Source organism: Jannaschia faecimaris (assembly GCF_900107415.1).
Lineage (GTDB): Bacteria > Pseudomonadota > Alphaproteobacteria > Rhodobacterales > Rhodobacteraceae > Jannaschia > Jannaschia faecimaris.
Genome location: NZ_FNPX01000021.1, coordinates 21,767 through 46,560, shown reverse-complemented (window position 1 = coordinate 46,560; position 24,794 = coordinate 21,767). Strand labels below are relative to the sequence as shown.

Sequence of the window (24,794 nt, the reverse complement as noted above, 5' to 3'; positions counted from 1 at the left end):
ACAATGGTCGTCTTGTCCAAGATCTACACCCGCACCGGCGACGCCGGCACGACCGCCCTTGGCGACGGATCGCGCGTCGCCAAGACCTCAACCCGCGTTGAAGCCTATGGCACCGTGGACGAGGCAAATTGCACCATCGGCATGGCCAGGTTGCATGCCGATGGTGATATGGATGCCAAGCTGGCGATGATTCAGAACGACATGTTCGACCTCGGGGCGGATCTCTGCCGTCCCGGCATGGTAAATGACGCGCTGGCCGAGTACCCGCCGCTTCGCATGTCGGACACGCAGGTTTCCCGGCTTGAGGCGGAAATCGACGCCATGAATGACGCGCTGGAGCCGCTGCGCTCCTTCGTGTTGCCGGGCGGATCGGCGCTTTCGGCCCACTTGCATCTCTGCCGCACCGTGACCCGGCGGGCCGAACGCCTCTGCGTGGAATTGGCGGACGGGGGCGATGTGAACGCTGCGGCAGTGAAATACCTGAACCGTTTGTCCGACTGGTTCTTCGTGGCCTCCCGCATCGCCAACGACGATGGCCGCGCAGATGTCCTCTGGGTTCCGGGCGCAAACCGGGTGTGACACAGGTCGGCGCTTCGATGGTCCGACAGTCCGCCTTGGCGTTTGGCACCATATCGGTTTTCAGCGCACGGGTTGTCCCCTCGTCCGTTGCACGGTCCAAAGATCTCAGGCACCGCAGCGCCCGTGTGGCTTTATGCCCAGAACGGCCCCGGTTCAGCGGATCAACCGCAGGAAGTTCGCCCTGCTGCCGGGGGATCATCCAAAAATCATCCTGATGCCCGTTTTTCGCCGTGATGTTTCGTTAATGGAAACAAAGCACACATTCGCGGAGAAGCAGTTCAGATGACAGATGCGCCCCTCGCGCCCGTAGCAACCTTCTGGACCGGTGCGCCACTTTCCTTCGTTGAACGTCTTTGCCTGACATCCTTCGTCGACATCGGACACGAGATCACTCTCTACAGCTATGAAGAGATAGAGGGCGTGCCGAAGGGTGTGAAACTCGCCGACGCGTCCGACATCCTGCCACGGCCCGACACCTATACCGTGCACCCCCGCACCGGAAGTCCCGCGCCCTTTGCTGACCGGTTCCGCTATCACCTTCTGCGCAAGCGGCCCGGAGTGATTTGGGCCGATACCGATGCCTATTGTCTGCGCCCCTTCACACCGAAAAACGGTTACTACTTTTCATGGGAAGACGACCATCAGGGCAGTGTCTCCAACGGTGTTCTCGCCCTGCCTGCGGACAGCGCTGCCTTGGCCGAATTGATCGCCTATACCGATGACGAATACGCGATGTTGCCCTGGCTCCCTCCTAAGGTGCTCAACGAGGCCTGCCGCCGCGCGCGAGACGGAGACCCGATGCATGTGACCGAGATGCCCTGGGCCGTCTGGGGGCCCACCGCGATCACCCACATCCTGCGCACGACAGGTGAAATAAAGCATGCCCTTGAACGCGATGTGCTCTACCCTGTCCGCTACGCCGATCGCCGCAGGTTCTTCCGCAAGGCCCGGCTTACGTGGGAGCATGTGACTCCGGAGACGCAATCAATCCACTTTTACGGTCGCCGAATCCGCAGCCGGCTGGCGCAGGATTTCGACGGCGTTCCGCCACGTGGCTCGATCCTTTCCCGCCTGGCGAAGCGTCACGGCATCGCTGCCTAGTCTCACGCCCTCAGCCGGCACCCGGAAAAACGGTGCGTCACAAGGCACCATTCGGTCGCTTTCGCCCTGTCCCAGCCCTTCCGCATCCGGTAACACGCTGCAAACAGCTGTTAGGAGGAGCGACCGATGAAAGTCCTCGTACCCGTCAAGCGGGTCATCGATTACAACGTAAAGGTTCGGGTCAAGGCCGACGGGACCGGCGTTGATCTGGCCAACGTTAAAATGTCCATGAACCCTTTTGACGAGATCGCCGTTGAAGAAGCCATTCGCCTTAAGGAGTCCGGAGCCGCGACCGAAGTCGTCGCGGTGTCCATCGGTGTGAAGCAGTCGCAGGAAACCCTGCGCACCGCGCTGGCGATGGGGGCCGATCGGGCCATCCTGATCGTCGCCGCCGACGATGTGCACACAGATATCGAGCCGCTGGCGGTCGCAAAGCTGCTGAAAGCCGTCATCGACGAGGAGCAGCCGGGCCTGGTTCTGGCCGGCAAACAGGCGATCGATAACGATATGAACGCCACCGGCCAGATGCTCTCGGCACTGCTGGGCTGGTCGCAGGCGACATTCGCCTCCGAGGTCAAGATCGACGGCGACCATGCTGTCGTGACCCGCGAAGTTGACGGCGGCCTTCAGACGATCAAGGTGAAGATGCCCTCCATAGTCACGGTCGATCTGCGCCTGAACGAGCCGCGCTACGCCTCACTGCCAAATATCATGAAGGCGAAGAAGAAACCCCTCGACGAAAAGACGCCCGCCGACTACGGCGTCGACGTTTCCCCGCGCCTGGAAATCTTAAAAACAACCGAACCCGCCACCCGCAAGGCCGGCGAGATGGTCGCCTCGGTCGACGAACTGGTTTCGAAACTCAAAGAAACGGGGGCTGTGTAATGGCTGTTCTTCTCATTGGCGAAGTCACTAATGGCGAACTGAACCTGGACGCGACCGCCAAGGCCCTGACGGCCGCCAAGCAACTGGGCGACGTGACTATCCTATGTGCGGGTGCCTCGGCAGCAGCCGCTGGCGAGAGCGCGGCGAAACTTGATGGCGTCGCCAAAGTCCTGGTCGCCGAGGGTCCGTCGCTTGGCCACCGCCTGGCGGAACCGACGGCAGCGGTCGTGGTGTCCATCGCGGGCGACTATAGCCACGTCCTGGCACCCTCCACGACCGACGCCAAGAACGTGATGCCCCGCATCGCGGCGCTTTTGGACGTGATGATCATGTCAGACGTCACCGCCATCGTGGATGCCGATACTTTCGAGCGTCCGATTTACGCCGGCAACGCGGTTCAGACGATCAAGTCGGCGGATGCGACCAAGGTGATGACCATCCGAACTTCGACGTTCGAGCTCACGGCCGAGGGAGGGGCAGCCCCGATCGAGACAATCGGCGCAGCAGATGATCCCGCCCTGTCCGAATGGGTGGAGGACAAGGTTGCCAAATCGGATCGCCCGGAATTGACGTCAGCCGGCATCGTCGTCTCCGGGGGCCGCGGCGTCGGCTCCGAAGACGACTTCGCCCTGATCGAGAAGCTGGCTGACAAGCTGGGGGCGGCAGTCGGCGCGTCCCGCGCGGCAGTCGACTCGGGCTATGCGCCCAACGATTGGCAGGTCGGCCAGACAGGCAAAGTCGTTGCCCCCGACCTTTACGTGGCCGTCGGGATTTCGGGCGCGATTCAGCACTTGGCCGGCATGAAGGACTCCAAGATTATCGTTGCGATCAACAAAGACGAGGAAGCCCCGATCTTCCAGGTCGCCGACTACGGATTGGTGGCTGACCTGTTCACCGCCGTGCCTGAATTGATCGAGAAAATCTGAACCTTGTACAATCGGTAATGACAACGCGGTCCTGAAGATGGGGCCGCGTTTTTGTATTCGGTACTCCCTCAAGAGGTCAGGCGGCCATTCCGTTCGTGCGTCGCAAGACACGCGCAAGAGCCACGGCGATCCGTTCATGCGCATCCGCAGACAGCATCCGCAGCGCGCTCTCCCGCTCAGTCTCGTCGAAAATCATGCCGTCCAATTGGCTTTCGCCACAGTCTTCCGAAACATCGCATTGCAGGAACTTGTCGAACGTCCCCTGCAGGGCCAAGATCATTTCGCTGTTGACAAAGGGCGGCTCCGGTCCAAGGCCGTAGTCGGTGCTATCCTCAATATGGAGCAAAACGCGCTTTCCCGGAATGCGTGACAACAGCGTTCGCATCCGCGCGATCCAGGCCTGCGACAATTCCGTCTCGATACGGGCAAATCGTTCCGGACTTTGCATTCGCAAGGTCGTCAGCATATGCCGCGTGAAGGAAAAGTCGCTGAAATCGACATCGCGATAGAGATCCGTCAACAAGCGGGACGCCTGAAGGAACCGGTCGTTCCGGCGCGGATGCACGGTGTAGAAGCGATTGGAGATATTATGAGCACCGGTCGTCTGAACCACGACGATCTCGGCGCTCGCGATGACCTGCATCAGCGCATCGTCCAAGGCAAACGCATCGACGCCCGCATTCATCACTCCCATATTCACGACCCGCCGTCCCGTAAGCTCGGCAAGTTGATCGGTGAACGGATCCTCCACATACTTCCCGTATACTTCGGACCCGCCGATCACCGCAGTATAGGGCCGTTTCAATTTCACCGCCGGGCCCCGGAACACGATCCGGGACCCACCATAGTGGCAGGGGTAATAGTCCAATCCCATGGGGTAACCCTCATAGCTCATAAAGTACCCGCTCAGATTCGCTCGCTAGAGGGCAGAGTCGCAGGCAAGACTTACCGATTGGTTGAGTCTGGCTTTCGTCATGAATTGTATTGATTGACGGCCACGCTTGCCCCTCCCCCGACCCCTGCTATGGTCCGGCGGAACGACAGGAGAGCGGGCATGGATATCAAGAGCATCGGCATCGTTGGCGCGGGTCAGATGGGCAACGGCATCGCTCACGTGTCGGCTTTGGCCGGCTACGACGTGATGTTGACTGACGTTCGTCAGGAGGCATTGGACGCCGCCGTCGACCTGATCACTACGAATATGGACCGGCAAGTCGCGCGCGAGAAGATCACGCAGTCTGAACGCGACCACGCGATGGACCGGATCCAAACCACGTCAACTCTGATCGATCTGGGAAAGTCGGATCTGATCATTGAGGCCGCGACCGAGCGCGAGGACATCAAGCATGCCATCTTTGCCGAACTGCTTCCGGCCCTGAAGCCCGAGACAATCCTGACGTCCAACACTTCCTCGATTTCGATAACGCGTCTGGCCAGCCGGACAGACCGCCCCGAGCGGTTCATGGGCTTCCATTTCATGAACCCCGTCCCGATAATGCAGCTTGTCGAGCTGATCCGCGGGATCGCCACCAATGAAGACACCTATCAGGCCTGCCGGGGCGTGGTGGATCGGCTGAACAAAACCTCCGCCACAGCAGAGGATTTTCCGGCCTTTATTGTGAACCGAATCCTGATGCCGATGATCAACGAAGCGGTATATACGCTCTACGAGGGAGTCGGCACTGTCACATCCATTGATACCTCGATGAAGTTGGGCGCGAACCACCCGATGGGGCCGCTGGAGTTGGCCGACTTCATCGGACTCGACACCTGTCTGGCGATCATGAACGTGCTTCACGACGGGCTGGCCGACACGAAATACCGCCCCTGCCCGCTGCTGACCAAATACGTCGAGGCCGGGTGGCTGGGACGCAAGGCGCAGCGCGGGTTTTACGATTACAGGGGCGAGACACCCGTTCCAACCCGCTGACGCAACGGTCCGTCAATTTTACGACCCCTGGGGGTCCAGCTAGGCGAGGAAATCACCCGTGCTCGGTGCTTTCGCGCTGGCTGCATGGGCGTCACCTGCTTTCGCCGAGATGCAGCGCGCCCTCACATGCCCTCACCGAAATAATCGGACACGAGCGCCGTGAGCGCGTTCATCAGTTCTTCAGCCTGCACACCTTTGGTCTCGACTTCTATTGAGGTGCCACGCGCGGCACCGAGCATCAGCAACCCCATGATCGAGTCGCCCGATGCGTCCATCCCGTCTTTCGAAACCATTGCACCGGCATCGAATTGCTCGACACATTCCACGAACTTGGCCGACGCGCGGGCGTGCAGACCCTTTTCATTAATTATATCAAGCTTGCGCGTTATCATTCGGTTCCCGATCTATTCACCCAAGGATCAGGCCGAAGGCCCCTGTGCCACATCCATGTAACGCGTTCCGGCTGCCTTGGCCAAGGCCAGCGCTTCATCGAGCGGCTTTGTTCGGCTGCGGGCCAGCTTGATCAGCGCAGGCAAGTTTGCCCCATAGAAAATCTTGCGATCGGACCCGGTGCAGGCCCCCATGGAAAGGTTCGACGGTGAGCCTCCGAAGATGTCCGTCACAATCACAACGCCATCGCCCATGTCGACGCTGTCAGCAACGGTTCGGATTTCCTGCTCCTTGCCGGCTCGGTCGCACGCAGCTGCAACCGACACAGCGCGAATGCCCTGTTGTGGTCCCATAACATGTTCGACGGCGAGCCGGTATTCCTCTGCCAAACCGCCGTGTGCAACAATCACAATGCCGATCATACGGCGCTTTCCCCGCGACCCGCTTCCCCCGAGCCAATGGTGGACCCCGCGGCGCGGCGATCCAGTTCCCGGTGTCGCTTAGACACCTGCCATCCCTGATGGGCAAGCGTCTGGGTCAGCATTTCCGTAACGGCAACGGATCTGTGTCTTCCACCGGTACAACCGAACCCAATTGCGAGATGCGCCCGCCCCTCTTCTCGATAAGCGGGAAGGAGCGATAGGATCAGCCCCTGAAGTCGGTCGTAGAAGTCAACAAATCGCGGGTCTGCGATCACGTGTGCTTGCACATCATCGTCGCGCCCTGTGCCTGCGCGCAGGGCTGGCACCCAGTGCGGATTGCTCAGGAAGCGGACGTCGAAAACGAGGTCCAGTCCCCTCGGAACTCCGCGCTTATAGCTGAACGACTGCACTGATACGGCAAGCCGACGCTGCCCGTGGCCGAACCAGCGAAGGACCTCGTCCTTTAGATCATGCACCGTAAACCCCGTGGTTTCGATCACGGTGTCCGCGTGGTCGGCGACGCCTGCCAAAATCGAAAGCTCCCTGGCGACGCCGAGCTCAGCATCCTCCTCCGGTGCCAGGGGATGCCTCCTCCGCGTTTCGGAAAAGCGGGCAACCAGTGTCGCCTCGTCACAATCAAGGTAAAGGAGCTTCGCCGCATAGGTCGGGTCGGCACGAACCTTTGCGGCCAGCGAGAGCATGGCATCGACGCTGAAATCGCGGTTCCTGATATCGATTCCAAGCGCGAGCGGACGGTCCAATCCCCCATCCAGAAGACGCGCCATCAGCGAAAGAGGCAGGTTGTCGATCACCTCGTAACCCGCGTCCTCCAAAACATGGATTGCGGTCGTACGACCGGCACCCGAGGGCCCGGTGACAAGGATCAGATCTATCGGCTCGCGGGACGATGTCATCATGCACTCTCTACCTCGGGCCGACACATAAGCGGCACGACGGGCATTTGTAAGACCTACGGTCATTCGGCCAGATCAGCGGTCAATCGCATCGCGCGCCCTCAGCCAGAGCATCAGCTTTGCCGCGAGATCGGGACTCGCGGGATGCCTAAGCACCGCGACGGGCCGATCACACACCTTGGTCATCTCAGGCTCCGGCAGGCGTGCAGCACCAATGCCGAGATAGAGAAAAGCAACAAGGTTAGCGGGGCCGGACAACGCCATGGGTATAATCCCGAGCCCCCGCAGTTCCATTGCCGCCGGTGCATTGGCAGGGGCCTCCACCATCAGGTTCTGCCCATCGGCGTTCAATACCGCAAGATCGTCCGCAACAAGGCCAGCGCCAAGTGCGATCATCTGCGCCGCCGTCCCAGACTTTCCCGCGCCGGGGGGGCCGCAAATCGCCAAAGCATGCCCATTTAACACGACAACTGTCGCTTGGCATGAAACCCGGCCATCGCCCAGCGGTGCGAAAGCCGGAAGCTCCCGGGCCACCGCCGCGTCAGATTGGAAGGCCGACCACGAACCTTGCGCCCAGCGGGTCGGACGTCAGATCCATGTCGGTCGGGCGAATATTTTCGGCCCAGATGACACCGCCGTGGGCTTCCACGATCTGTTTGGAGATCGCCAGACCGAGGCCTGAATGGTTCCCGAACTGCTTTTCGGGGCGCTCTGAATAGAAGCGATTGAACACCTTGGTCAAGGCTGCTTCGGGGATACCTGGGCCCGTATCCTCCACGACCACCAAGACACGGTTCTCACGTCGGCGCAGCCAGACCCGGACGGCGTCGCCCTCCTCGCAGAATGACATCGCGTTCGTGATAAGGTTGACGAATACCTGCGCAAGACGAGCCTCTAGGCCCATGATGACGATCGGCTCCCTCGGGAGGTCGGTGATGAAATCGATGTTGCGCAGTTCGGCTTCCTGACCGTGGTAGACACCAAGGTTCGAGATCATCTTGACTAGGTCGAACGGCTCTTCCTCTTCCTTGACCAATTCGCTGTCGAGGCGAGATGCGTTGGAAATGTCACTGACCAAGCGGTCGAGGCGGCGTACGTCGTGCTCGATCACTTCCAACAGACGCGTCCGCTGATCATCGTTCTTCGCCAGACGCATCGTCCCGACGGCAGAGCGCAAACTGGCGAGAGGATTCTTGATTTCATGCGCGACGTCAGCCGCAAATTGTTCGTTGCTATCGATGCGGTCGTAAAGCGCCGCAACCATGCCGCGCAGCGCACCGGACAAACGCCCGATCTCGTCCGGCCGTGCGGTCAGATCCGGAATTCGCACGCGCTGCGGCGACATCTTGCGGGCATGCTTGTCGCGGCCAAGTTCGGCGGCGGCAGACAGGTCGGACAGAGGATTTGCGATCGTGGAGGCCAACACAAGGCTCAGTCCGATGGAGACAAGCAGCGCAATTACGAACATCTGCAACAATTGCTCCCGCTCGACACGGACCAGCGCGTCAATTTCACCTGCCCGCGTCGTGACCGCGATCATGCCGAACGCCACCGTGCCAGTGGTGATCGGCGTGGTGACTGTGAACAGCTTTCCGTCCGCACCGTCATATCCACGGATGGCCGTCGCGTTCGGTGACGAAGCAAGCAGGGCCTGTGCCACATCCAAAGGTTGCGGATTGCTTTCGACGTTACGCTCGACAAGCCCCGAGGCCAGTTCCCAGATACCATTCAAAGCGGACGTAATGATCGTAGTCTTCCGGGTGCCTTCATTCAGGCCGACAACTTCCGCTGGAACGTCGGTACCGGTAGCCTGAGCGACAAGGTTTCCTGATGTATCAAAGACATGAACCTCTATCCCGCGAGGTAGGTTCACGCTTGTCAACAACTGCTGGAGGTCAACGCCGTCACCCGCACCGAGAGAAATCGGGGCACCTTGCGGCAGCGACGCCTGCACCACATCGGCAACTAGGCGCGCCTCGGTCACGAGACCTGCTTCCCTTTGGACGAGAAGGCTGTCTCGCGATGGATTCAGGAACAGGACCCCCGCGACAAGCATGAGAATCGCCAAAAGGTTGAAAACGATGATTTTCCGAGCCAGTGGGGACCGATCGAGACTGAACATCCCGCGCCGGGCGCGTGCTTCTCTCAATTCGCTTTCGACGGAGCCTTCGGGCCTTTCCCAATCCTCGCCCAAAACGACTTCGCCGTCAGGCTTCACGCGCTCCTTCCTACGGAAAAAGCCGCGTCCTTTGGGCGAGCCGCCGGTCAAGTCCACATCGGTCACGGAAACCATCCCCCCAGCCTCCGTTTATTCTTCGTTGTAGCGGTAACCGATGCCATAGAGCGTTTCAATCGCCGAGAACTCCGGATCGGCTGAACGCATCTTCTTGCGCAGACGCTTGATATGGCTGTCGATGGTACGGTCATCGACATAGACTTGGTCGTCATAGGCCACATCCATCAGCTGGTCTCGCGACTTCACGAAACCGGGCCTTTGCGCCAGTGCCTGCAACAACAGGAATTCCGTTACGGTCAACGTAACATCCCTGCCCCTCCACTTCACCGCGTGACGCAACGGGTCCATGGACAACTCGCCACGCTGCATCACCTGCGTATCCTCGGGCGTGTCAGTCTCGTCAGATGCAATCGCCTCCTGCCGACGTAAGATCGCGCGGATTCGTTCGACCAGGAGACGCTGAGAAAAGGGCTTTCGAACGTAGTCGTCGGCACCCATTCTCAAGCCTAGAACTTCGTCGATTTCATCGTCCTTGGACGTCAGGAAGATCACCGGAACGGAGGACTTTTGCCGAAGACGCTGCAGCAGGTCCATGCCGTCCATCCGTGGCATCTTGATGTCGAAGACTCCAAGATCAGGCATTTGGCGACTGAACGCGTCCAATGCACTCTGACCATCATTATATGTCTCAACTTCGAAGCCTTCTGCTTCGAGAGTCATGGAAACCGACGTCAGGATGTTCCTGTCGTCGTCGACTAGCGCGATACGCGACATGCCAATGTCCTTTGGTTGCCTGTTATACTGCCGTGTTTTTTTCTTACCGTCTCCGAAAAGTGGTGCGGAGATCAACACAATTCGCCCCGAAACCGATTCGCACACCAGACTGTGGCCCGTCTGCAATTAAGGCAGAGTTAATCCGCTGTTTCCAATCCGCCACATGATTGCGCTACCGCAAGCGACTGGTTGCGCTAACGGCCCCTGCCCCTCGGGACGACCGAATGCTATCCTATCATCAGGGAGTTCGAAGCCTTTTTTCCAATTTGGTCGAGGCAGTCAGTCTGTGCGGGCTCTCACAAACAGGAGTAAGATCATGACCCAGCGTGTGAACCCGAAGCAAACGCTCGAAGCCCAAGGCATCGTCGGGCTGGGTAATGTCTATTACAACCTGCTTGAACCAGCGATCATCCAGGAAGCGCTTGCTCGTGACGAAGGCACATTGGGTCAAGGTGGCGCGTTCTTGGTAACGACCGGCAAGTTCACAGGACGGTCCCCCAAGGACAAACACGTCGTCCGGTCGGCGACCACCGAGGACACGATCTGGTGGGATGCGAACGCCCCGATGGAGACGTCGGCCTACGCCGATCTCAAAGCCGATATGCTGGAGCATATGAAGGGCCGCGATTACTTCGTGCAGGACCTGTTCGGCGGATCCGATCCGGCACATCGCCTCGACGTACGCATAGTGACGGAATTGGCATGGCACAGCCTGTTCATCCGCCACATGCTGCGCAGGCCCGACGCACAAGAGCTGGCCAGCTTCGTTCCCGAATTCACCGTGATCAACTGCCCCAGCTTCAAGGCCGATCCCGCGCGCCACGGCTGTCGCAGCGAGGTCGTGATCGCCATGAATCTCGACGCCAAGGAAATCCTGATCGCGGGCACGGAATACGCAGGCGAGAACAAGAAGTCCGTCTTCACGCTGCTCAACTACATCCTGCCGGAGAAGGGCGTCATGCCGATGCACTGCTCGGCCAATCATGCCATCGGCCGCCCCACGGACAGCGCCGTGTTCTTCGGCCTTTCCGGCACCGGAAAGACGACGCTTTCGGCGGCCCCCGATCGTATCCTGATCGGCGACGACGAACACGGCTGGTCGGACCGCGGTGTGTTCAATTTCGAGGGTGGCTGCTACGCGAAGACGATCAACCTTTCTGCCGAAGCAGAGCCGGAAATCTTCGCCACGACCACTCGCTTCGCCACGGTGATCGAGAACATGGTATTCGACCCCGACACGCTGGAGCTGGATTTCGAGGACGACAGCATCACCGCCAACATGCGCGCGGCCTATCCGCTGGAGTATATCTCAAACGCTTCGCCCACCGCGCTTGGCGGCAACCCCGGAAACGTGGTGATGCTGACCTGCGACGCGTTCGGCGTTCTGCCCCCGATTGCACGTCTCACGCCGGCGCAGGCCATGTATCACTTCCTCTCGGGCTTCACCTCCAAGGTGGCGGGAACCGAGCGGGGCGTGACCGAGCCGGAGCCGACGTTCTCAACCTGCTTTGGCGCGCCCTTCATGCCGCGTCGTCCGGAAGTCTACGGAAAGCTGTTGCAGCAGAAGATCGCAAAACACGGCTCTGACTGCTGGCTCGTCAACACCGGGTGGACGGGCGGTGCCTATGGGACGGGTTCGCGGATGCCTATCAAGGCGACACGCGCCCTGTTGACTGCGGCGCTTAACGGAAGCCTCTCTGCCGGTGCGTTCCGCCGCGATCCGAATTTCGCTTTCGACGTGCCGGTCCATTGCCACGGCGTTGCCGATGTCCTGCTGGATCCGCGCCGCACATGGTCCGACAAGGAAGCCTACGACGCCCAGGCGCAAAAGCTGGTGGACATGTTCTCCGCAAACTTCGAAAAATACGTCGACCACATCGACGAGGACGTGAAGGCGTGCGCCATCGGCTGAAGTCCGGCCTGACAGGCTGTTTTATCGCGCTCTGCGCCACCCCGGCGGTGGCGCAGGTCGAGATGCTTCGGGCAGGTGTTGTCTGCCCCGACGGGCGGGACGGCCCCCTTCGCGATGCGCCCGGCACGCTAATGGGGGGCGTGCGGGAAATCGCGGACCTGACCATAGATGTCGAAACCCGCGATGTGCCGCTGATCCGCGGTCTGGGCTTGGGTGTTCAAACCCGCTGGACGGGCGCGGAGGATCAAACGGTCCAGATGGTCACGTTGCACCCGCCAATGGGTGGCGGCGGCGTGACGCGGCAAGAATACGGAAAGACGATGCAGCCAGGCGGGGTTTCGACCCGAGCCTACACGTTCGAATTTGCCTACGAGATGGTGCCAGGCGTCTGGACGTTGCAGGTGGAGGACGGGACGGGCATCCTCAACTCCGTGGAGTTCACGGTCTCGACCTCGCCGAACAGGGCAGTGACCGAGGCCTGTGGCCTGTTCTTCAACAGCTGACGATGGACTGCCGATGCACCTGACTGCCCTTCTGACCGCCCTTTTTCTTGCGAGCCCGCTTCTTGCGAGCCCGGCCTCGGCGCAGGTGCGACTTGTGGATGCCGGGATCATCTGCCCGCGCGAGTCCGAAGGGGAGTTCGTCGACGCACCGGGTACCGAGTCGGGCTTTATCCGCCGGATCCGACAGGGCCTCGCATTCGACCTGCCCGACCGTACCGTACCGACGATGGATCAACTGAGCTTTGGGTTCCGTACTACGCTTAAGGCGGGCGCGGCGACAACGCCCGTCACGGTCGTGGTGACGCACCCGCCCATGGGCGAACGCGGGATTGAGCGGGAGGAATGGACGGATGTGATGACCCCCGACGCAAGCAACCTGAACCTGTTCACCTTCGAAATGGACTACGAGAAAGTACCCGGTCCTTGGACCTTCTCGATCGAGATCGACGGCCAGCCTATAGTCACCGTCCCCTTCGAAGTTACCGAGACAGAAAACCAGGGACGCGTCGAACGCGCCTGCTTTCAGTTCATGTCCTGAAGGGCAAGGCCTTCGGTTCGTATCCAGGAAGCATCTTCGAGCACCCTGATTACCCGATGATGCCCTTTCGGATCAGGTTGAAACCCGCGATCACCAAAACCGCCAGCGTCACCTTCTTGAACAGTGCCTGGTCCATGCGGTCCTGCAAGCGAAAGCCGATCGCCATGCCGACCAACGCCGCCGGCAACATCGCGACCGAAAACCAGACAGTCTCGCTGTTGAGAATGCCCGAGCGCAGATGTGCCAGCACCAGCATGATCGATCCGGCCCCGTAGATCACGCCTTGCACCACCATTTGCCGCGCCTTGGGCGTATCGATGGCCAACAGGTAAAGCACCGTCGTCGGCCCCCATGTGCCCGCAAGACCGCCGAGCATACCGGAAATGAGGCCGATCCCCCACTCTGCCTGAACCCGGCGCGCTGGCGGGATCGACAGGCGGACGCCCGAAAGCTGCAACAGCGACAGTCCCACGACCGGCACACCCAGAATGAAATAGAACATCTCACTGGGAATTGCCGTGACCAGCTGCGCCGCCAGGAAAATCGCAACCATGACGATCAACAGGTAACGCCAGTGGAGAATCGCCGCAGCCCGTGCCGCCGGATACCCCTGCCGCGTGACCTGCCATCCGTTGGTGGCCAGCACCGAAACCAGGATCCCGGCCAAGGCAAGCTTGGGGTCAAGGAAACTGGAAAGCCCCGAAATCATGATGAGAGGCAGCGCAAAGCCGACGGATCCCTTCACCAGACCCGCAAACAAGGCAATGGACAGGGCGAGGCTCCAGGCAAAAGGTGTGATCGTTTCCATGCGCGACCGATACGCCTGCGGCGTGGCGCGCACCAGCCCGGATAGCCACATCGGGAAGGTCATTTTATTTACTTGATGACCCGGTTTGATGGAATTAAGTTTCGCTGCAACTGCACAATCGTGCACGCCAAACTTACGGACAGGAGATCCTCCATGCCCCACGATGGCCAGACCATGCCGCTTGGCAGCGACGCCCGTTTGCCCGATCTGCTCACTTTGACATCCGAGGCCTGCGTCGCAATCGACAACCTTGTCGCCAAGGCGAAAATAGCCGTCGCGGCTCAGGTGACGCGCAATGGGCGCATCGACGCAGCCCTGCTGGAAGCCGAACAGACGGCGACACATGGCTTCGCCTGGCTTGCCACCTACGCTCAAGCCTTGCGGCAAATGCAGCATTGGGCCGAACGTCTGGACGCTCAGGGCAAGTTCGGCGATATGGAAGCGCTCCTTCACCAAATCGCCTTCGGTGAGTACCTTTGGCAGTGTTACGGCGGCATTCCGATGTCGCAAGGCGAGATCGTGCGCCCGCAGGATATGCACCTGACGCAGCAGGATCAGCGCGACCTGATGACCCCTGCCGTGATGGAACTCTGCAACCGCGGCAACACGCAGGCCGCGCGGACCCGTCTGGTCGAGTTGATGCGGGACGGAACCGCCAATGCGACCTTCGGTGCGTCTGGCCTGGACGATGAGCTGGAGATGATCCGCGATCAATTTCGTCGTTGGTCAAACGACCGCGTCGCCCCGGATGCCCACGAATGGCACCTCAAGGATGAACTGATCCCGATGGACATCATTGAGGAAATGGCCGAAATGGGCGTCTTCGGACTGACCATTCCCGAGGAGTACGGCGGTCTCGGCCTGCCCAAGGCAGCGATGTGTGTCGTATCCGAAGAGCTGTCACGGGGATATATCGGCGTCGGCTCGCTTGGCACCCGGTCCGAGATCGCTGCCGAGCTGATCCTCTGCGGCGGCACAGACGCCCAGAAGCAGAAGTGGCTGCCCCGCCTGGCCTCGGGCGAGACTCTGCCCACAGCCGTCTTCACCGAGCCGAATACCGGATCGGACCTCGGCTCCTTGCGCACCAAGGGTGTGCAGGGCGCGGACGGAAACTGGACGCTGAACGGCAACAAGACATGGATCACACATGCCGCGCGCACCCATGTGATGACCGTGTTGGCGCGAACGATCCCCGACACGAAGGACTACCGCGGCCTGTCGATGTTCCTGGCGGAAAAGACGCCCGGAACCGACGCGCAGCCTTGGCAGGATCCGGGGATTTCGGGCGGCGAAATCGAAGTGCTCGGCTATCGCGGGATGAAAGAATACACCGTCAACTTCGACGATTTCGCCGTGAAGGGTGAGAACCTGCTGGGCGAGACCGAAGGTCAGGGATTCAAGCAGTTGATGCAGACGTTTGAGTCCGCCCGCATCCAGACCGCGGCCCGCGCCATTGGCGTCGCACAGGCCGCTCTGGATGCCGCGCTGTCCTATGCCGAAACACGCAATCAGTTCGGCAAGCCGCTGGCCGCGTTCCCGCGCATTGGCAACAAACTGGCGATGATGGCGGTCGAAATCATGGTGACCCGGCAACTGACCTATTTCTCGGCCGCCGAGAAGGACAACGACCGCCGCTGCGACATCGAGGCGGGAATGGCCAAGCTGCTTGGTGCACGCACGGCTTGGGCCGCCGCGGACAACGGCTTGCAGGTGCATGGCGGAAACGGGTTCGCGTTGGAGTACCCCATCAGCCGATTGCTCTGCGACGCACGCATCCTGAATATCTTCGAAGGTGCCGCCGAAATTCAGGCTCAGGTCATAGCGCGTCGCCTGTTGGGATGAAGCATCAGGGTTGTGACCGTTCAGGATCGCCTTGACGCCGAGGGCTGTCCGAATCTCGCGGAAACCGCTCGCTGGCTCGTGTTGCTTTGGCCGATGGCACCGGCAGGGTCCACCGGACGAAAGGGCCATGGCGGGGCAGGCACCACAGGGCGTTTCACGCGAAGGAGTGCCTAGACTTCCGCCGAAAGCGCCTGCACCAACCGTGCGCGCGCGGACGGCAATGATTTGTTGCCGAGAGACGGGGCCAGCTTGGTCTCAAGAAAATGGCCTGTTACGGCCAAGGCCTCCACCACACCCTCGATGCTGGGCATGCCACCGATCATCATGTCAGGCAATTTCAATAACTTGGATGCCCACTCTCCCGCACCTGATCGGCTAACCGCTCGCCCCGTGCGCGGGCTGACGTAAGCTAGGTCGTTCGCCCCGCCCGACACCGCGCAAGCCGACAGGTCCAGCCGGAACCCGGTGACCTCCAAGAGGGCCATTTCCCAATGCACGTAGTCCGTCAGCCAGCCTTTACCGTCGGAAATCGCGTCACAAAGCGCCTCGGTTTGCCGTTGGAATTCGGCCATATCCTCCCGCTCCGGGAGCGCGAACGAAGCAAGCGCGCAGGTCGCCGAAAGCGCAAACAGACGGATCGGATCACCCAATATCCCCGCAGAGCGGGAGCGTTTCAGCTCCACGGTCCAGGTGCCCAAATGACTTTCCAGCCGCGCCCGCCACGCGGCATCGACTTGGTTGCCCGGTTGAAGCATCGGAGCCTTCTTGCGCGACACCCCACCGTGGACCACCCCAAGGTGACGCCCGTGGGCCCGTGTCAGCAATTCGAGAATGACCGATGTCTCGCCGTGCGGTCGGGCCGACAGGACAATGCCTTCGTCCCGCCAATCCATCAGCCCAACCCCTCTTCGTCCAAGAGATGACGGCCTTTGCGATCCTCGACCTCCAGTACCCAGAGATCGGGATCAAAGCCCATCTGACGACCGATCGCCTCGTCGCAGGCGCGCTCATCACCTTCTACCAAAACGACCCAAATCCGCTGATCCGAGGCGAGATCAAAGCTGCGCTGATAGACGACAGCCTGACCATCGAGCGTGTTAAGCTTGATCAGGACGGCCCCGCCCATGTCATCGCCATGGCGAACGACGAAACAGGGAATGTTGAACATCTCCAGCCGTTTGCGATAGGCGGACACCCAGAAGGATGCCGTCAGCCGCATCAGGCGTTGCCGTCCTTGAAATCTAGACCCATGGCGTCGAACCGCTCGGAATCTTCTAGCCAGTTCGGCCGCACTTTCACCTGCAGGAACAGATGAACCCGGTGGCCAAGGAATGCCTCCATCTCGGCACGCGCGGCCTGGCCCACGGCCTTTGTCGTCTCGCCTTTTTTGCCCAGGACGATGCCTTTGTGCCCATCGCGAACGACATAGATCAATTGATCTATCCGCACGGAGCCGTCGGGACGATCCTCCCACTTCTCGGTCTCTACCGTAAGCTGGTACGGCAATTCCTGATGCAGCCGCAGAGTCAGCTTTTCGCGCGTGATCTCGGCGGCAATTATACGTAGCGGCAGATCCGCGATTTGATCTTCGGGGTAGAGCCATGGACCGGCAGGCACGCGGGCGGCTAAATCGGTCCGTAGGTCCTCGACGCCGTGCCCCTTCTCAGCGGAAATCAGGAACGTCCCGTCGAAGGCATAACGTGCGTTCATCTTTTCGGTCAGGGCCAGAAGTTTGGGGGCCTCGACCCGGTCGATCTTGTTTATCGCCAGCAGAACGGGCTGCCCTTCGGCACGTTTTTCTTCGAGCGAAGTCAGGATCGCCTCCACGCCTTCGGTCAGACCGCGATTGGCTTCCACAAGAAGGACGACGACATCCGCATCCGCCGCCCCGGTCCAGGCGGCGGCGACCATCGCACGATCAAGCCTGCGCTTGGGACGGAACAGACCGGGCGTATCGACGAAGACAAGCTGGCTGGCACCGGCCATCGCCACGCCACGAATGCGGGCGCGGGTCGTTTGGACCTTGTGCGTCACGATCGAAACCTTGGCTCCGACCATACGATTCAGAAGCGTGGATTTCCCGGCGTTCGGCTCCCCGATGAGGGCTATGAAGCCCGCGCGCGTCTCTTGGTCAGTCATCGCTTACCTTATCCAGCAGGGCTTTCGCCGCCGCCTGTTCTGCGTTGCGCTTGGAGGCGGCCTGCCCCTCACCGGTTCTGCCATCCTCAAGGCGAGCGGCGATACGGAAGACCGGAGCATGGTCGGGGCCGGATCGGTGCAACACTTCGTAAACCGGGGGCTTCATCTTGCGGCCCTGCGCCCATTCCTGAAGCGTGGTCTTCGCGTCGCGGGCGTCATCTTCAACGTTGTCGATCAAATCTCCCCACAGACGCAACACCAGGCCGCGCGACGCCTCTAGCCCGCCATCGACATACACGGCGGCAATCAAGGCCTCCATCGCGTCGCCCAGAAGCGCCATCTTGCGCCGCCCGCCGGTAACCTGCTCGGACTTGCCCAGTTTCAGCACCGCCCCAAGGTCAATTGAACGCGCGACCTCGGCACATGTCTCCTTGCGGACCATGGCGTTGAACCGGGGTGCCAGCTGCCCCTCGGCCGCCGCGCGATCTCCGGACATCAAAACTTCGGCCATGACAAGGCCAAGGACGCGATCGCCGAGAAACTCAAGGCGTTGGTTGTCCGGTCGCGTATCAGAGGCGATGGACGAATGGGTCATCGCGCGCACCAGCAGGTCGGGCCGCTTGAATGTGTGGCCGATGCGCGCCTGAAAGGCGTCGAGTTCCCGCGAGATCTTCAAACGATCTCCTCAAAAAACCGATCCAGCCGCCAGGTCCAGAAGAACAGCATCCGGCTGCCAGCCGAGGAGAAGACGACACGGTCAGCGCGACCGATCAAATTCTCGAAGGGTACGAATCCGACCCCCTCGATCGACCGGGGGACACGGCTGTCGCGGGAATTGTCGCGGTTGTCGCCAATGAAGAAGTACTGGCCCTCGGGCACCGTATAGACCGGCGTCTGGTCGGTGCCGCTGCGCCCAATATTCAGGATCGAATGTCCGCGTTCGTCGCCGGGGAAGTATTCGAGGGCGCGCTCCTTGATACATTCGCCTCCGGTGCCCACCGGATCGTTGGCGCAACGCGGCGTCAGGCGCTGCGGTCCCTGGGGGGCCTTGGTTTCGATGAAATCCTCGACCGGATCAGTCCGCAGGGGCTCACCGTTCAACCACAGTTGGCCATCACGCATCTGCACGGTGTCACCGGGCAGACCGATCAGGCGCTTGATGAAGTCGGAGCCGTTGACCGGGTGGCGAAAAACGATGACGTCACCGCGCTCCGGCTGCGATGCAAAAATGCGACCCGAAAACGGGCACATAGAGAATGGGCAGGAATGGCGCGAATAGCCATAGGACATTTTGTTCACGAACAGGAAATCGCCGATCAGCAGCGTGTCTTTCATGCTGCCTGACGGAATCCAGAACGGCTGGAAGAACAGGGTGCGGAAAATGCCCGCGATCACCAAGGCCCAGAAGACGGTTTTCAGCGTCTCGAACAGGCCTTCCTTCTTTTCCGCTTTCGCCATGCGCACCGTTCCATAATTGCTTCGCGTTCCAGTGCCCCCTGCCCCGGTCCAAGTCAACCGGCCAAGGCGGCTCAGACGGCGGGGCGCGCCTCGATCACGACAAAAGCCTGCGCCCAGGGGTGATCGTCGGTAAGGCTGACGTGTATCACGGCCTCATATCCTTCGGGCGTCATTCGCTCCAATCGCTCGGCCGCCCAGCCGGTTACGGCCATGACGGGCTGGCCTGTATGCAGGTTGGTCACCGCCATATCTTTCCAGGCGATTCCCATCCGCAGGCCGGTTCCCAGCGCCTTGGAGCAAGCCTCTTTCGCGGCCCAGCGCTTGGCATAGGTCGAGGCTTCGCCCCCGTCCGACTTGGAGCGGTAGGCCGCTTTGCGCTGTTCGCGGTCGGTGAATACGCGATTGCGGAACCGGTCTCCGAACCGGTCAAGTACGCCCTGCACCCGGTCGATGTTGGCCAGGTCCGTGCCAATGCCCAGTATCACGAAACGGCCACCTCGCCCGATGCGCGCCGCCCGTAATCGCAGCTACCATAAACGTGGTCCATGAGGCTCAGGGCAGCAGTGTGATTCTCGGCACCCAGTGGCACAGTACGGATCGCGCCGCTTGCAAAGGTTCGTGTCGACCGGCCCCAATTGACGTCGCACGCCCTCGGGACCCAGCTGTCGCAGTTGGTGGCGAGTTGCACAATATTTCCATCCATGAGGATAAGGCCCATTGCCGCAGGGATGGCACCCCCGCCGCCCATCAGCTGCGGCGCAATGCCGAGGAAACACCCTCGGACATCAGGCCCAGGCCGGCGGCACCAAACACCCCTGCCGCGATGCCATCGATCCAGCGCCGCATCCGTCCATAAGCGGAGCGCATTACGGGCAGCGAGAAAAACAACCCATAAAACACGTAGATCATCACCGTCACCAGCGCAGCCAACGGGACCAGAAGCCAGGCCATGCCCGGCGCATCCGGCGGTGTGCCCACGGCGATGGTTGCCGTCCAGGCAAGGATAGACTTCGGGTTTGAGAGGTTCAGCACAAGGCCTGCGCGGAACCCCGACCGCACTTGCGGCAGGTCCGAGGTGCGGCTTGCCCATGCGGATCGGCCCGCCCCCCAAGCCAACCAGAGGAGATAGATGCCGCCGAGTACTTTCAATACGATCAGCATCGAAGGCGCGGCTGCCAACACTGCGCCGAACCCCGCAGCCGCAAGCACGCCCCAAACGCCCAACGCAGACGCCAAGCCCAACGTCAGGGCAAACGACGACCGAAAGCCGCGTGACATCGCACTGGATATAACTGCAACAACGGCAGGCCCCGGCGTCGCGCAAACGGCGGCGAAAGTCAGAAGGCCGATCAGCAGTTCGTTCATGTCCATCTCCGTCTCATGTCGTTTAGCGCCAGCGTGGCCAACAGGGGCGTAGAGTCAATCAGCGGCGGTACTCGTCCGGGCCAAATCCATCAGACGGCGCATTTCACCGAGCGCATCGGGAAGCCCTCTGAATAAGGCCTCGCCGATGATGAAATGGCCAATGTTCAGCTCAACCACCTGCGGAATGGCAGCGAGGGGCGACACGGAATCATAGGTGATGCCGTGGCCCGCGTGAACCTCCAGCCCCAGATCGTGCGCCAGGGCGGCCCCGGCGATCAAACGCTCCAATTCCGCCGCCGCGTCATCGGTTCGCCCCTCGGCTACGGCATCACAGTAGCTGCCGGTATGCAATTCGACCACGGCGGCTCCGACGCGGGCTGCGGCCTCAATCTGACGCGTATCGGCAGCGATGAACAGCGACACGCGCGCCCCAACGTCGCGCAGCGGCGCGATGTAGCCGGTCAGCCGGTTGGCGTCACCGGCGACCTCAAGCCCACCCTCGGTCGTCCGCTCTTCGCGGCGTTCCGGCACCAGACAGACGGCGTGCGGTTTTGTGGCGATAGCGATGCGGGCCATCTCGTCGGTGGCGGCCATCTCGAAGTTGAGCGGAATATCAATTGCCGCTGCGATGGCGGCCATGTCGGCATCGCGGATATGCCGCCGATCCTCGCGCAAGTGCGCCGTGATGCCATCCGCGCCCGCAACCTGCGCCATCAGCGCGGCGCGAACCGGATCGGGGTTGTCACCGCCGCGCGCGTTTCGGATCGTCGCGACATGGTCGATGTTCACGCCAAGACGCAATCTGTCGGTCATGTCAGCCATTGGTCTCACCTTTCGCTTTCTTTTCGGCGGCACGCTTTGCCGCCTTGCGCCGGATTTCCTCCAGCTTTTGCCTGAGCCTTCCGCGCCGCCGTTTCTGGTAGGCCTCGATCAGCGGCAGGCAGATCGTATAGGCTGCAATGCCGGTAATGAGGCCGGGGACCAGACCGCCAACCGTCCATGGCCAGAAAACATCATTCCAGAAGACTGCAGTCGCGGTCCAATCGACCGGGTCTCCTGTCAAAGCTTTCCACGAATTCGCCATCAGGTCTTTGCCTGCTCCGAAGAACTTGGCGAATATGTTTTCGTCAACTTCGCCGCGCAACTCGGTGCCCAGCATGAAATGGCCGAGGTTCAATGACACGACGGCAATTGGCACATAGGTCAACGGGTTGCCGAAGAACGTGCCCAAAAGCGCCGCCATCACATTGCCGCGCACCATTACGGCCAGCCCCGCAGCCACGAAGAAGTGCAGCCCGTAAAGCGGCGTGAAAGTGGTGAAGACACCGACCAGTATTCCACGGCTGATCTTACGCGGAGTGTCGGGTAGTCTTCGAAGCCGATGCTTGACGTAGACCGCCGCGCGCGCCCAGCCCCCCTTGGGCCAGAGGGCCTGCCAAAGCGTCTGCCAAATCGGCAATCGGTCACGGCGCTTGAACACCGGCGGCCTCCTCAGGCGGGGGTTTCTGTCGGGCTCGCGATCCGGGGCGTCTGATGCGTCAGTCGCGCACGATGGCGGCGAACCTGCGCAACGTCGATGTCTGTATCGGCCGCCATGATCAGGCTGTGAAGATGTTCACGGTCTCTGACGTCAACGTCAATCAGAAGTCGGAAGAAATCCGGCTTGCGGTCGATAAACCGCAGGTCAGAAATGTTGGCGTTCTGCTCCGCAATCAGAAGACAGATGCGGCCCAGTACGCCGGGCGCATTGCTGATCGTCATGTCCAGTGTGACCGCATTACGCGGTGCATGGTGTCCCGGCGACCAATGCAAATCCACCCAGCGGTCCGTTTGATCCTCGAACTCGGCCATCCGGGGGCAGTCGATGGCATGGATGGTCACGCCATGACCCTTGTTGGTAATGCCAACGATCCTCTCGCCCGGAACGGGTTGGCAACAGGGCGCGCGTTCATAGTGAGCCTTGGGGTCCACGCCGACGACAGCCTTCTCCTCATCCACGTCCGGTGCGGTCGGAGTCTTGGCCAGTTCGGGGTAGAGTTCTGCCACAACAGTGCGAGAGCTGATTTGCGACGCGCCGATCGCGGCGAGCAGATCCTCGTCACCGTCATAGCCCAGCGCGACTGCCGCCGTCTCCAGCGCCTTGTCCGTCGCTTTCTTCCCGAACTGGGCGAAAGCCGCACGGGCAAGTTCACGCCCTAGGCGGACATGGCCGGTTCGCCTCTCGGCCCTCAACGCACGACGGATCGACGCCTTTGCCCGTCCGGTCGTCGCAATGTCGATCCAGGTCGCCTGTGGGGAGGAGGCCTCTGCTGTCACGACTTCGACCGACTGGCCATTGCGCAATCGTGTCCAGAGCGGAACGCGCATCCCGTCCACCTTAACCGCAACCGTCCGGTGGCCAATCCGCGTGTGGATCGCATAGGCGAAATCGATGGGCGTCGCGCCTTTGGGCAGCTTGATCACGTCGCCCTTGGGCGTGAAGCAGAACACCTGGTCGGTGTACATTTCCAGCTTCACCGCCTCCAGGAACTCGGCGTTGTCACTTGCATCGTCGAACCGCTCATTCACCGAACGTAGCCATTCGGCGGGATCAACGGCAAAGCGGTTCTCGGCCCGCACGCCGTCGCGATAGGACCAATGCGCCGCGACACCGCGTTCGGCGACCTCGTGCATTTCGCGGGTGCGGATTTGCACCTCGACCTTCTTGCCGTCACGCCCCGACACCGTCGTATGGATCGAGCGATAGCCGTTCGATTTGGGTTGGCTGATATAGTCCTTGAAGCGCCCGGGTACGGATTTCCAACGCTGATGGATCACACCCAAGGTGCGGTAGCAGTCTTCCTCTGTTCCAACGACAATGCGAAAGCCATAGATGTCCGACAGGCGGGAAAACCCAATCTCCTTCTCCTCCATCTTGCGCCAGATGCTGAAGGGACGCTTGGCACGGCCCTTGACGGTTGCCGTGATCCGGGCGCGGCCCAACTCGCTTTCGATGTCATCCGTGATGCGCCGGATAACATCACCGGACTCGCGTTGCAGCGTCACGAAGCGCCGCAGGATCGAATTGCGCCCCTCGGGGTTGATGACCGCGAAGCACAGATCCTCCAACTCCTCGCGCATCCATTGCATACCCATGCGTCCGGCCAGGGGCGCATAGATTTCCATCGTCTCATGGGCCTTCTGCACCTGCTTTTCCGGCCTCATGTGCCGGATGGTGCGCATATTGTGGAGCCGGTCGGTCAGCTTGACCAAGATCACGCGCAGATCTTTGGACATCGCCATGAACAGCTTGCGGAAATTCTCGGCCTGCTTGGTCTCGGACGACGTCAGCTCAAGGTTGGTCAGCTTGGTGACACCGTCAACCATTTCTGCGATTTCGGGGCCGAACTCAGCCTCGATCCCCGCATAGGTAGAGCGCGTGTCTTCGATCGTGTCATGCAGCAAGGCTGTCACGATCGTCGGGTCGTCCAGTCGCTGCTCGGTCAGCAGGCTGGCGACTTCCACGGGGTGGGTAAAATAGGGCTCGCCCGATCGACGTGCCTGACCTTCATGCATCTTCGCGCCATAGGCGAATGCGCGTCGGATCAGGTCGGCGTCGGTCCGGGGGTTGTAGGCGCGCACCAGCGCGATCAGGTCCTCGACCTCGATCATGTCAGGGCGCGCCTCCTATTTTCAGGGCACCGGTTACGGTTGACCCTGCGCCTCCATAAGCGCACGCAGCAACTTCTCTTCGGACATATCATCCTGTGCCGGCGCATCCTTTTCGACCCCCATCAGCAAGGCCATGGAGTCCTCTTCCGGCTCGTCCACCTCGATCTGGGTCTGGTTGGACTCGATAAGACGTTCGCGCAGGTCATCCGTGCTCTGGGTTTCGTCAGCGATTTCGCGCAGCGCAACGACGGGGTTCTTATCATTGTCACGATCAACCGTAACCGGGCTGCCGGTGGCAATTTCGCGGGCGCGGTGTGCGGCAAGCATGACCAGATCGAACCGGTTAGGGACCTTGTCGACGCAATCTTCAACTGTAACGCGGGCCATGGACGTACCTCTGTCGGGGGGCGGAGTGCGCTAT

29 protein-coding genes are annotated in these 24,794 nt (G+C 61.0%); 9 read left to right on the top strand and 20 right to left on the bottom strand.

The genetic code is table 11. The features are described 5' to 3' along the window. The first annotated feature begins 3 nt into the window (after positions 1-3). The 4 genes from BLV27_RS16910 (at position 4) to BLV27_RS16895 (ending at position 3,491) form a co-directional block, all read left to right on the top strand. Positions 4-579, top strand: a complete 576-nt coding sequence (locus BLV27_RS16910) for a cob(I)yrinic acid a,c-diamide adenosyltransferase (RefSeq protein ID WP_092647674.1) — start codon at positions 4-6, stop codon at positions 577-579. A 282-nt stretch (positions 580-861) separates the two neighbouring features. Next, positions 862-1,680, top strand: coding sequence for a hypothetical protein (locus tag BLV27_RS16905; protein ID WP_092647673.1), 819 nt, complete (start codon positions 862-864; stop codon positions 1,678-1,680). A 126-nt stretch (positions 1,681-1,806) separates the two neighbouring features. Continuing rightward, on the top strand, positions 1,807-2,565 hold the full coding sequence (locus tag BLV27_RS16900; RefSeq protein WP_092647672.1) for an electron transfer flavoprotein subunit beta/FixA family protein: 759 nt from the start codon (positions 1,807-1,809) through the stop codon (positions 2,563-2,565). Beyond that, the gene (locus BLV27_RS16895; protein WP_092647671.1) at positions 2,565-3,491 is read left to right on the top strand and encodes an electron transfer flavoprotein subunit alpha/FixB family protein; all 927 of its coding nucleotides are present in this window, start codon (positions 2,565-2,567) and stop codon (positions 3,489-3,491) included. The genes BLV27_RS16900 and BLV27_RS16895 overlap by 1 nt, the downstream gene beginning before the upstream one ends. 76 nt (positions 3,492-3,567) lie before the next feature. Here the strand turns inward: BLV27_RS16895 and BLV27_RS16890 are convergent, their stop codons facing one another. Further along, entirely contained in the window at positions 3,568-4,386 is an 819-nt protein-coding gene (locus BLV27_RS16890; RefSeq protein ID WP_280140319.1) for a DUF6473 family protein, read from the bottom strand. Between the two features lie 159 nt (positions 4,387-4,545). Here BLV27_RS16890 and BLV27_RS16885 point away from each other — a divergent pair, with 159 nt between their 5' ends. Next, a complete protein-coding gene (locus BLV27_RS16885; RefSeq protein ID WP_092647669.1) occupies positions 4,546-5,421 on the top strand; it encodes a 3-hydroxybutyryl-CoA dehydrogenase in 876 nt (291 codons plus the stop codon). A 122-nt stretch (positions 5,422-5,543) separates the two neighbouring features. Here the strand turns inward: BLV27_RS16885 and BLV27_RS16880 are convergent, their stop codons facing one another. From BLV27_RS16880 to BLV27_RS16855, 6 genes are all read right to left on the bottom strand, one after another. Further along, positions 5,544-5,813 (bottom strand): HPr family phosphocarrier protein, encoded by a 270-nt coding sequence (locus BLV27_RS16880; RefSeq protein ID WP_092647668.1) that lies wholly within the window; start codon positions 5,811-5,813, stop codon positions 5,544-5,546. Between the two features lie 27 nt (positions 5,814-5,840). Next, positions 5,841-6,233, bottom strand: coding sequence for a PTS sugar transporter subunit IIA (locus BLV27_RS16875; protein ID WP_092647667.1), 393 nt, complete (start codon positions 6,231-6,233; stop codon positions 5,841-5,843). Continuing rightward, positions 6,230-7,147, bottom strand: coding sequence for an RNase adapter RapZ (gene rapZ, locus BLV27_RS16870; protein ID WP_092647689.1), 918 nt, complete (start codon positions 7,145-7,147; stop codon positions 6,230-6,232). Before rapZ ends, BLV27_RS16875 begins: the two co-directional genes overlap by 4 nt. Positions 7,148-7,222: 75 nt before the next feature. Further along, positions 7,223-7,681: an HPr kinase/phosphorylase gene (locus tag BLV27_RS16865; RefSeq protein WP_092647666.1), complete on the bottom strand. Its 459-nt coding sequence runs from the start codon at positions 7,679-7,681 to the stop codon at positions 7,223-7,225. Between the two features lie 7 nt (positions 7,682-7,688). Then, positions 7,689-9,440 carry a sensor histidine kinase gene (locus BLV27_RS16860; protein WP_092647665.1) on the bottom strand — a complete coding sequence of 584 codons (1,752 nt, stop codon included), beginning with the start codon at positions 9,438-9,440 and terminating at the stop codon, positions 7,689-7,691. A gap of 15 nt (positions 9,441-9,455) precedes the next feature. Beyond that, the gene (locus BLV27_RS16855; RefSeq protein WP_092647664.1) at positions 9,456-10,157 is read right to left on the bottom strand and encodes a response regulator transcription factor; all 702 of its coding nucleotides are present in this window, start codon (positions 10,155-10,157) and stop codon (positions 9,456-9,458) included. 316 nt (positions 10,158-10,473) lie between these two features. Here BLV27_RS16855 and BLV27_RS16850 point away from each other — a divergent pair, with 316 nt between their 5' ends. Genes BLV27_RS16850 through BLV27_RS16840 form a run of 3 tightly spaced genes read left to right on the top strand, consistent with a single transcriptional unit; the run spans position 10,474 to position 13,110 of the window. After that, entirely contained in the window at positions 10,474-12,069 is a 1,596-nt protein-coding gene (locus tag BLV27_RS16850; RefSeq protein ID WP_425283667.1) for a phosphoenolpyruvate carboxykinase, read from the top strand. Continuing rightward, the gene (locus BLV27_RS16845; RefSeq protein ID WP_092647663.1) at positions 12,054-12,572 is read left to right on the top strand and encodes a DUF3859 domain-containing protein; all 519 of its coding nucleotides are present in this window, start codon (positions 12,054-12,056) and stop codon (positions 12,570-12,572) included. The genes BLV27_RS16850 and BLV27_RS16845 overlap by 16 nt, the downstream gene beginning before the upstream one ends. Positions 12,573-12,585: 13 nt before the next feature. Continuing rightward, positions 12,586-13,110, top strand: a complete 525-nt coding sequence (locus BLV27_RS16840; protein ID WP_092647662.1) for a DUF3859 domain-containing protein — start codon at positions 12,586-12,588, stop codon at positions 13,108-13,110. A 49-nt stretch (positions 13,111-13,159) separates the two neighbouring features. Here the strand turns inward: BLV27_RS16840 and BLV27_RS16835 are convergent, their stop codons facing one another. Continuing rightward, positions 13,160-13,981, bottom strand: a complete 822-nt coding sequence (locus BLV27_RS16835) for a sulfite exporter TauE/SafE family protein (RefSeq protein ID WP_244504723.1) — start codon at positions 13,979-13,981, stop codon at positions 13,160-13,162. 90 nt (positions 13,982-14,071) lie between these two features. On the opposite strand from BLV27_RS16835, the gene BLV27_RS16830 reads away from it, so the two are divergent. Then, positions 14,072-15,760, top strand: a complete 1,689-nt coding sequence (locus tag BLV27_RS16830) for an acyl-CoA dehydrogenase family protein (protein ID WP_092647661.1) — start codon at positions 14,072-14,074, stop codon at positions 15,758-15,760. 170 nt (positions 15,761-15,930) lie between these two features. On the opposite strand, the gene recO is transcribed toward BLV27_RS16830, so the two are convergent. The 12 genes from recO to rpoZ all read right to left on the bottom strand — a co-directional run bounded on the left by recO (position 15,931) and on the right by rpoZ (position 24,760). After that, complete coding sequence (gene recO, locus BLV27_RS16825; protein ID WP_092647660.1) at positions 15,931-16,653, bottom strand: DNA repair protein RecO; 723 nt, start codon at positions 16,651-16,653, stop codon at positions 15,931-15,933. Beyond that, positions 16,653-16,982, bottom strand: coding sequence for a DUF1491 family protein (locus BLV27_RS16820; RefSeq protein WP_092647686.1), 330 nt, complete (start codon positions 16,980-16,982; stop codon positions 16,653-16,655). Before BLV27_RS16820 ends, recO begins: the two co-directional genes overlap by 1 nt. Further along, positions 16,979-17,899 (bottom strand): GTPase Era, encoded by a 921-nt coding sequence (gene era / locus BLV27_RS16815; RefSeq protein WP_092647659.1) that lies wholly within the window; start codon positions 17,897-17,899, stop codon positions 16,979-16,981. Before era ends, BLV27_RS16820 begins: the two co-directional genes overlap by 4 nt. Beyond that, positions 17,892-18,575: a ribonuclease III gene (gene rnc, locus BLV27_RS16810; RefSeq protein ID WP_092647658.1), complete on the bottom strand. Its 684-nt coding sequence runs from the start codon at positions 18,573-18,575 to the stop codon at positions 17,892-17,894. Before rnc ends, era begins: the two co-directional genes overlap by 8 nt. Further along, the gene (gene lepB / locus BLV27_RS16805; protein ID WP_092647657.1) at positions 18,572-19,357 is read right to left on the bottom strand and encodes a signal peptidase I; all 786 of its coding nucleotides are present in this window, start codon (positions 19,355-19,357) and stop codon (positions 18,572-18,574) included. The genes rnc and lepB overlap by 4 nt, the downstream gene beginning before the upstream one ends. A gap of 71 nt (positions 19,358-19,428) precedes the next feature. Then, entirely contained in the window at positions 19,429-19,842 is a 414-nt protein-coding gene (gene acpS / locus BLV27_RS16800; protein ID WP_092647656.1) for a holo-ACP synthase, read from the bottom strand. After that, positions 19,839-20,105 carry a hypothetical protein gene (locus BLV27_RS16795; RefSeq protein WP_092647655.1) on the bottom strand — a complete coding sequence of 89 codons (267 nt, stop codon included), beginning with the start codon at positions 20,103-20,105 and terminating at the stop codon, positions 19,839-19,841. Before BLV27_RS16795 ends, acpS begins: the two co-directional genes overlap by 4 nt. Then, the gene (locus BLV27_RS16790; protein ID WP_170831495.1) at positions 20,105-20,722 is read right to left on the bottom strand and encodes a LysE family translocator; all 618 of its coding nucleotides are present in this window, start codon (positions 20,720-20,722) and stop codon (positions 20,105-20,107) included. The genes BLV27_RS16795 and BLV27_RS16790 overlap by 1 nt, the downstream gene beginning before the upstream one ends. 54 nt (positions 20,723-20,776) lie before the next feature. Further along, entirely contained in the window at positions 20,777-21,535 is a 759-nt protein-coding gene (locus BLV27_RS16785; RefSeq protein WP_092647685.1) for a pyridoxine 5'-phosphate synthase, read from the bottom strand. Position 21,536: 1 nt separating this feature from the next. Then, a complete protein-coding gene (locus BLV27_RS16780; RefSeq protein WP_092647653.1) occupies positions 21,537-22,202 on the bottom strand; it encodes a DUF2062 domain-containing protein in 666 nt (221 codons plus the stop codon). Positions 22,203-22,213: 11 nt separating this feature from the next. Further along, entirely contained in the window at positions 22,214-24,373 is a 2,160-nt protein-coding gene (locus BLV27_RS16775; protein WP_092647652.1) for a RelA/SpoT family protein, read from the bottom strand. A gap of 33 nt (positions 24,374-24,406) precedes the next feature. After that, positions 24,407-24,760: a DNA-directed RNA polymerase subunit omega gene (rpoZ, locus tag BLV27_RS16770; protein WP_092647651.1), complete on the bottom strand. Its 354-nt coding sequence runs from the start codon at positions 24,758-24,760 to the stop codon at positions 24,407-24,409. Between the last annotated feature and the right edge of the window lie 34 nt (positions 24,761-24,794).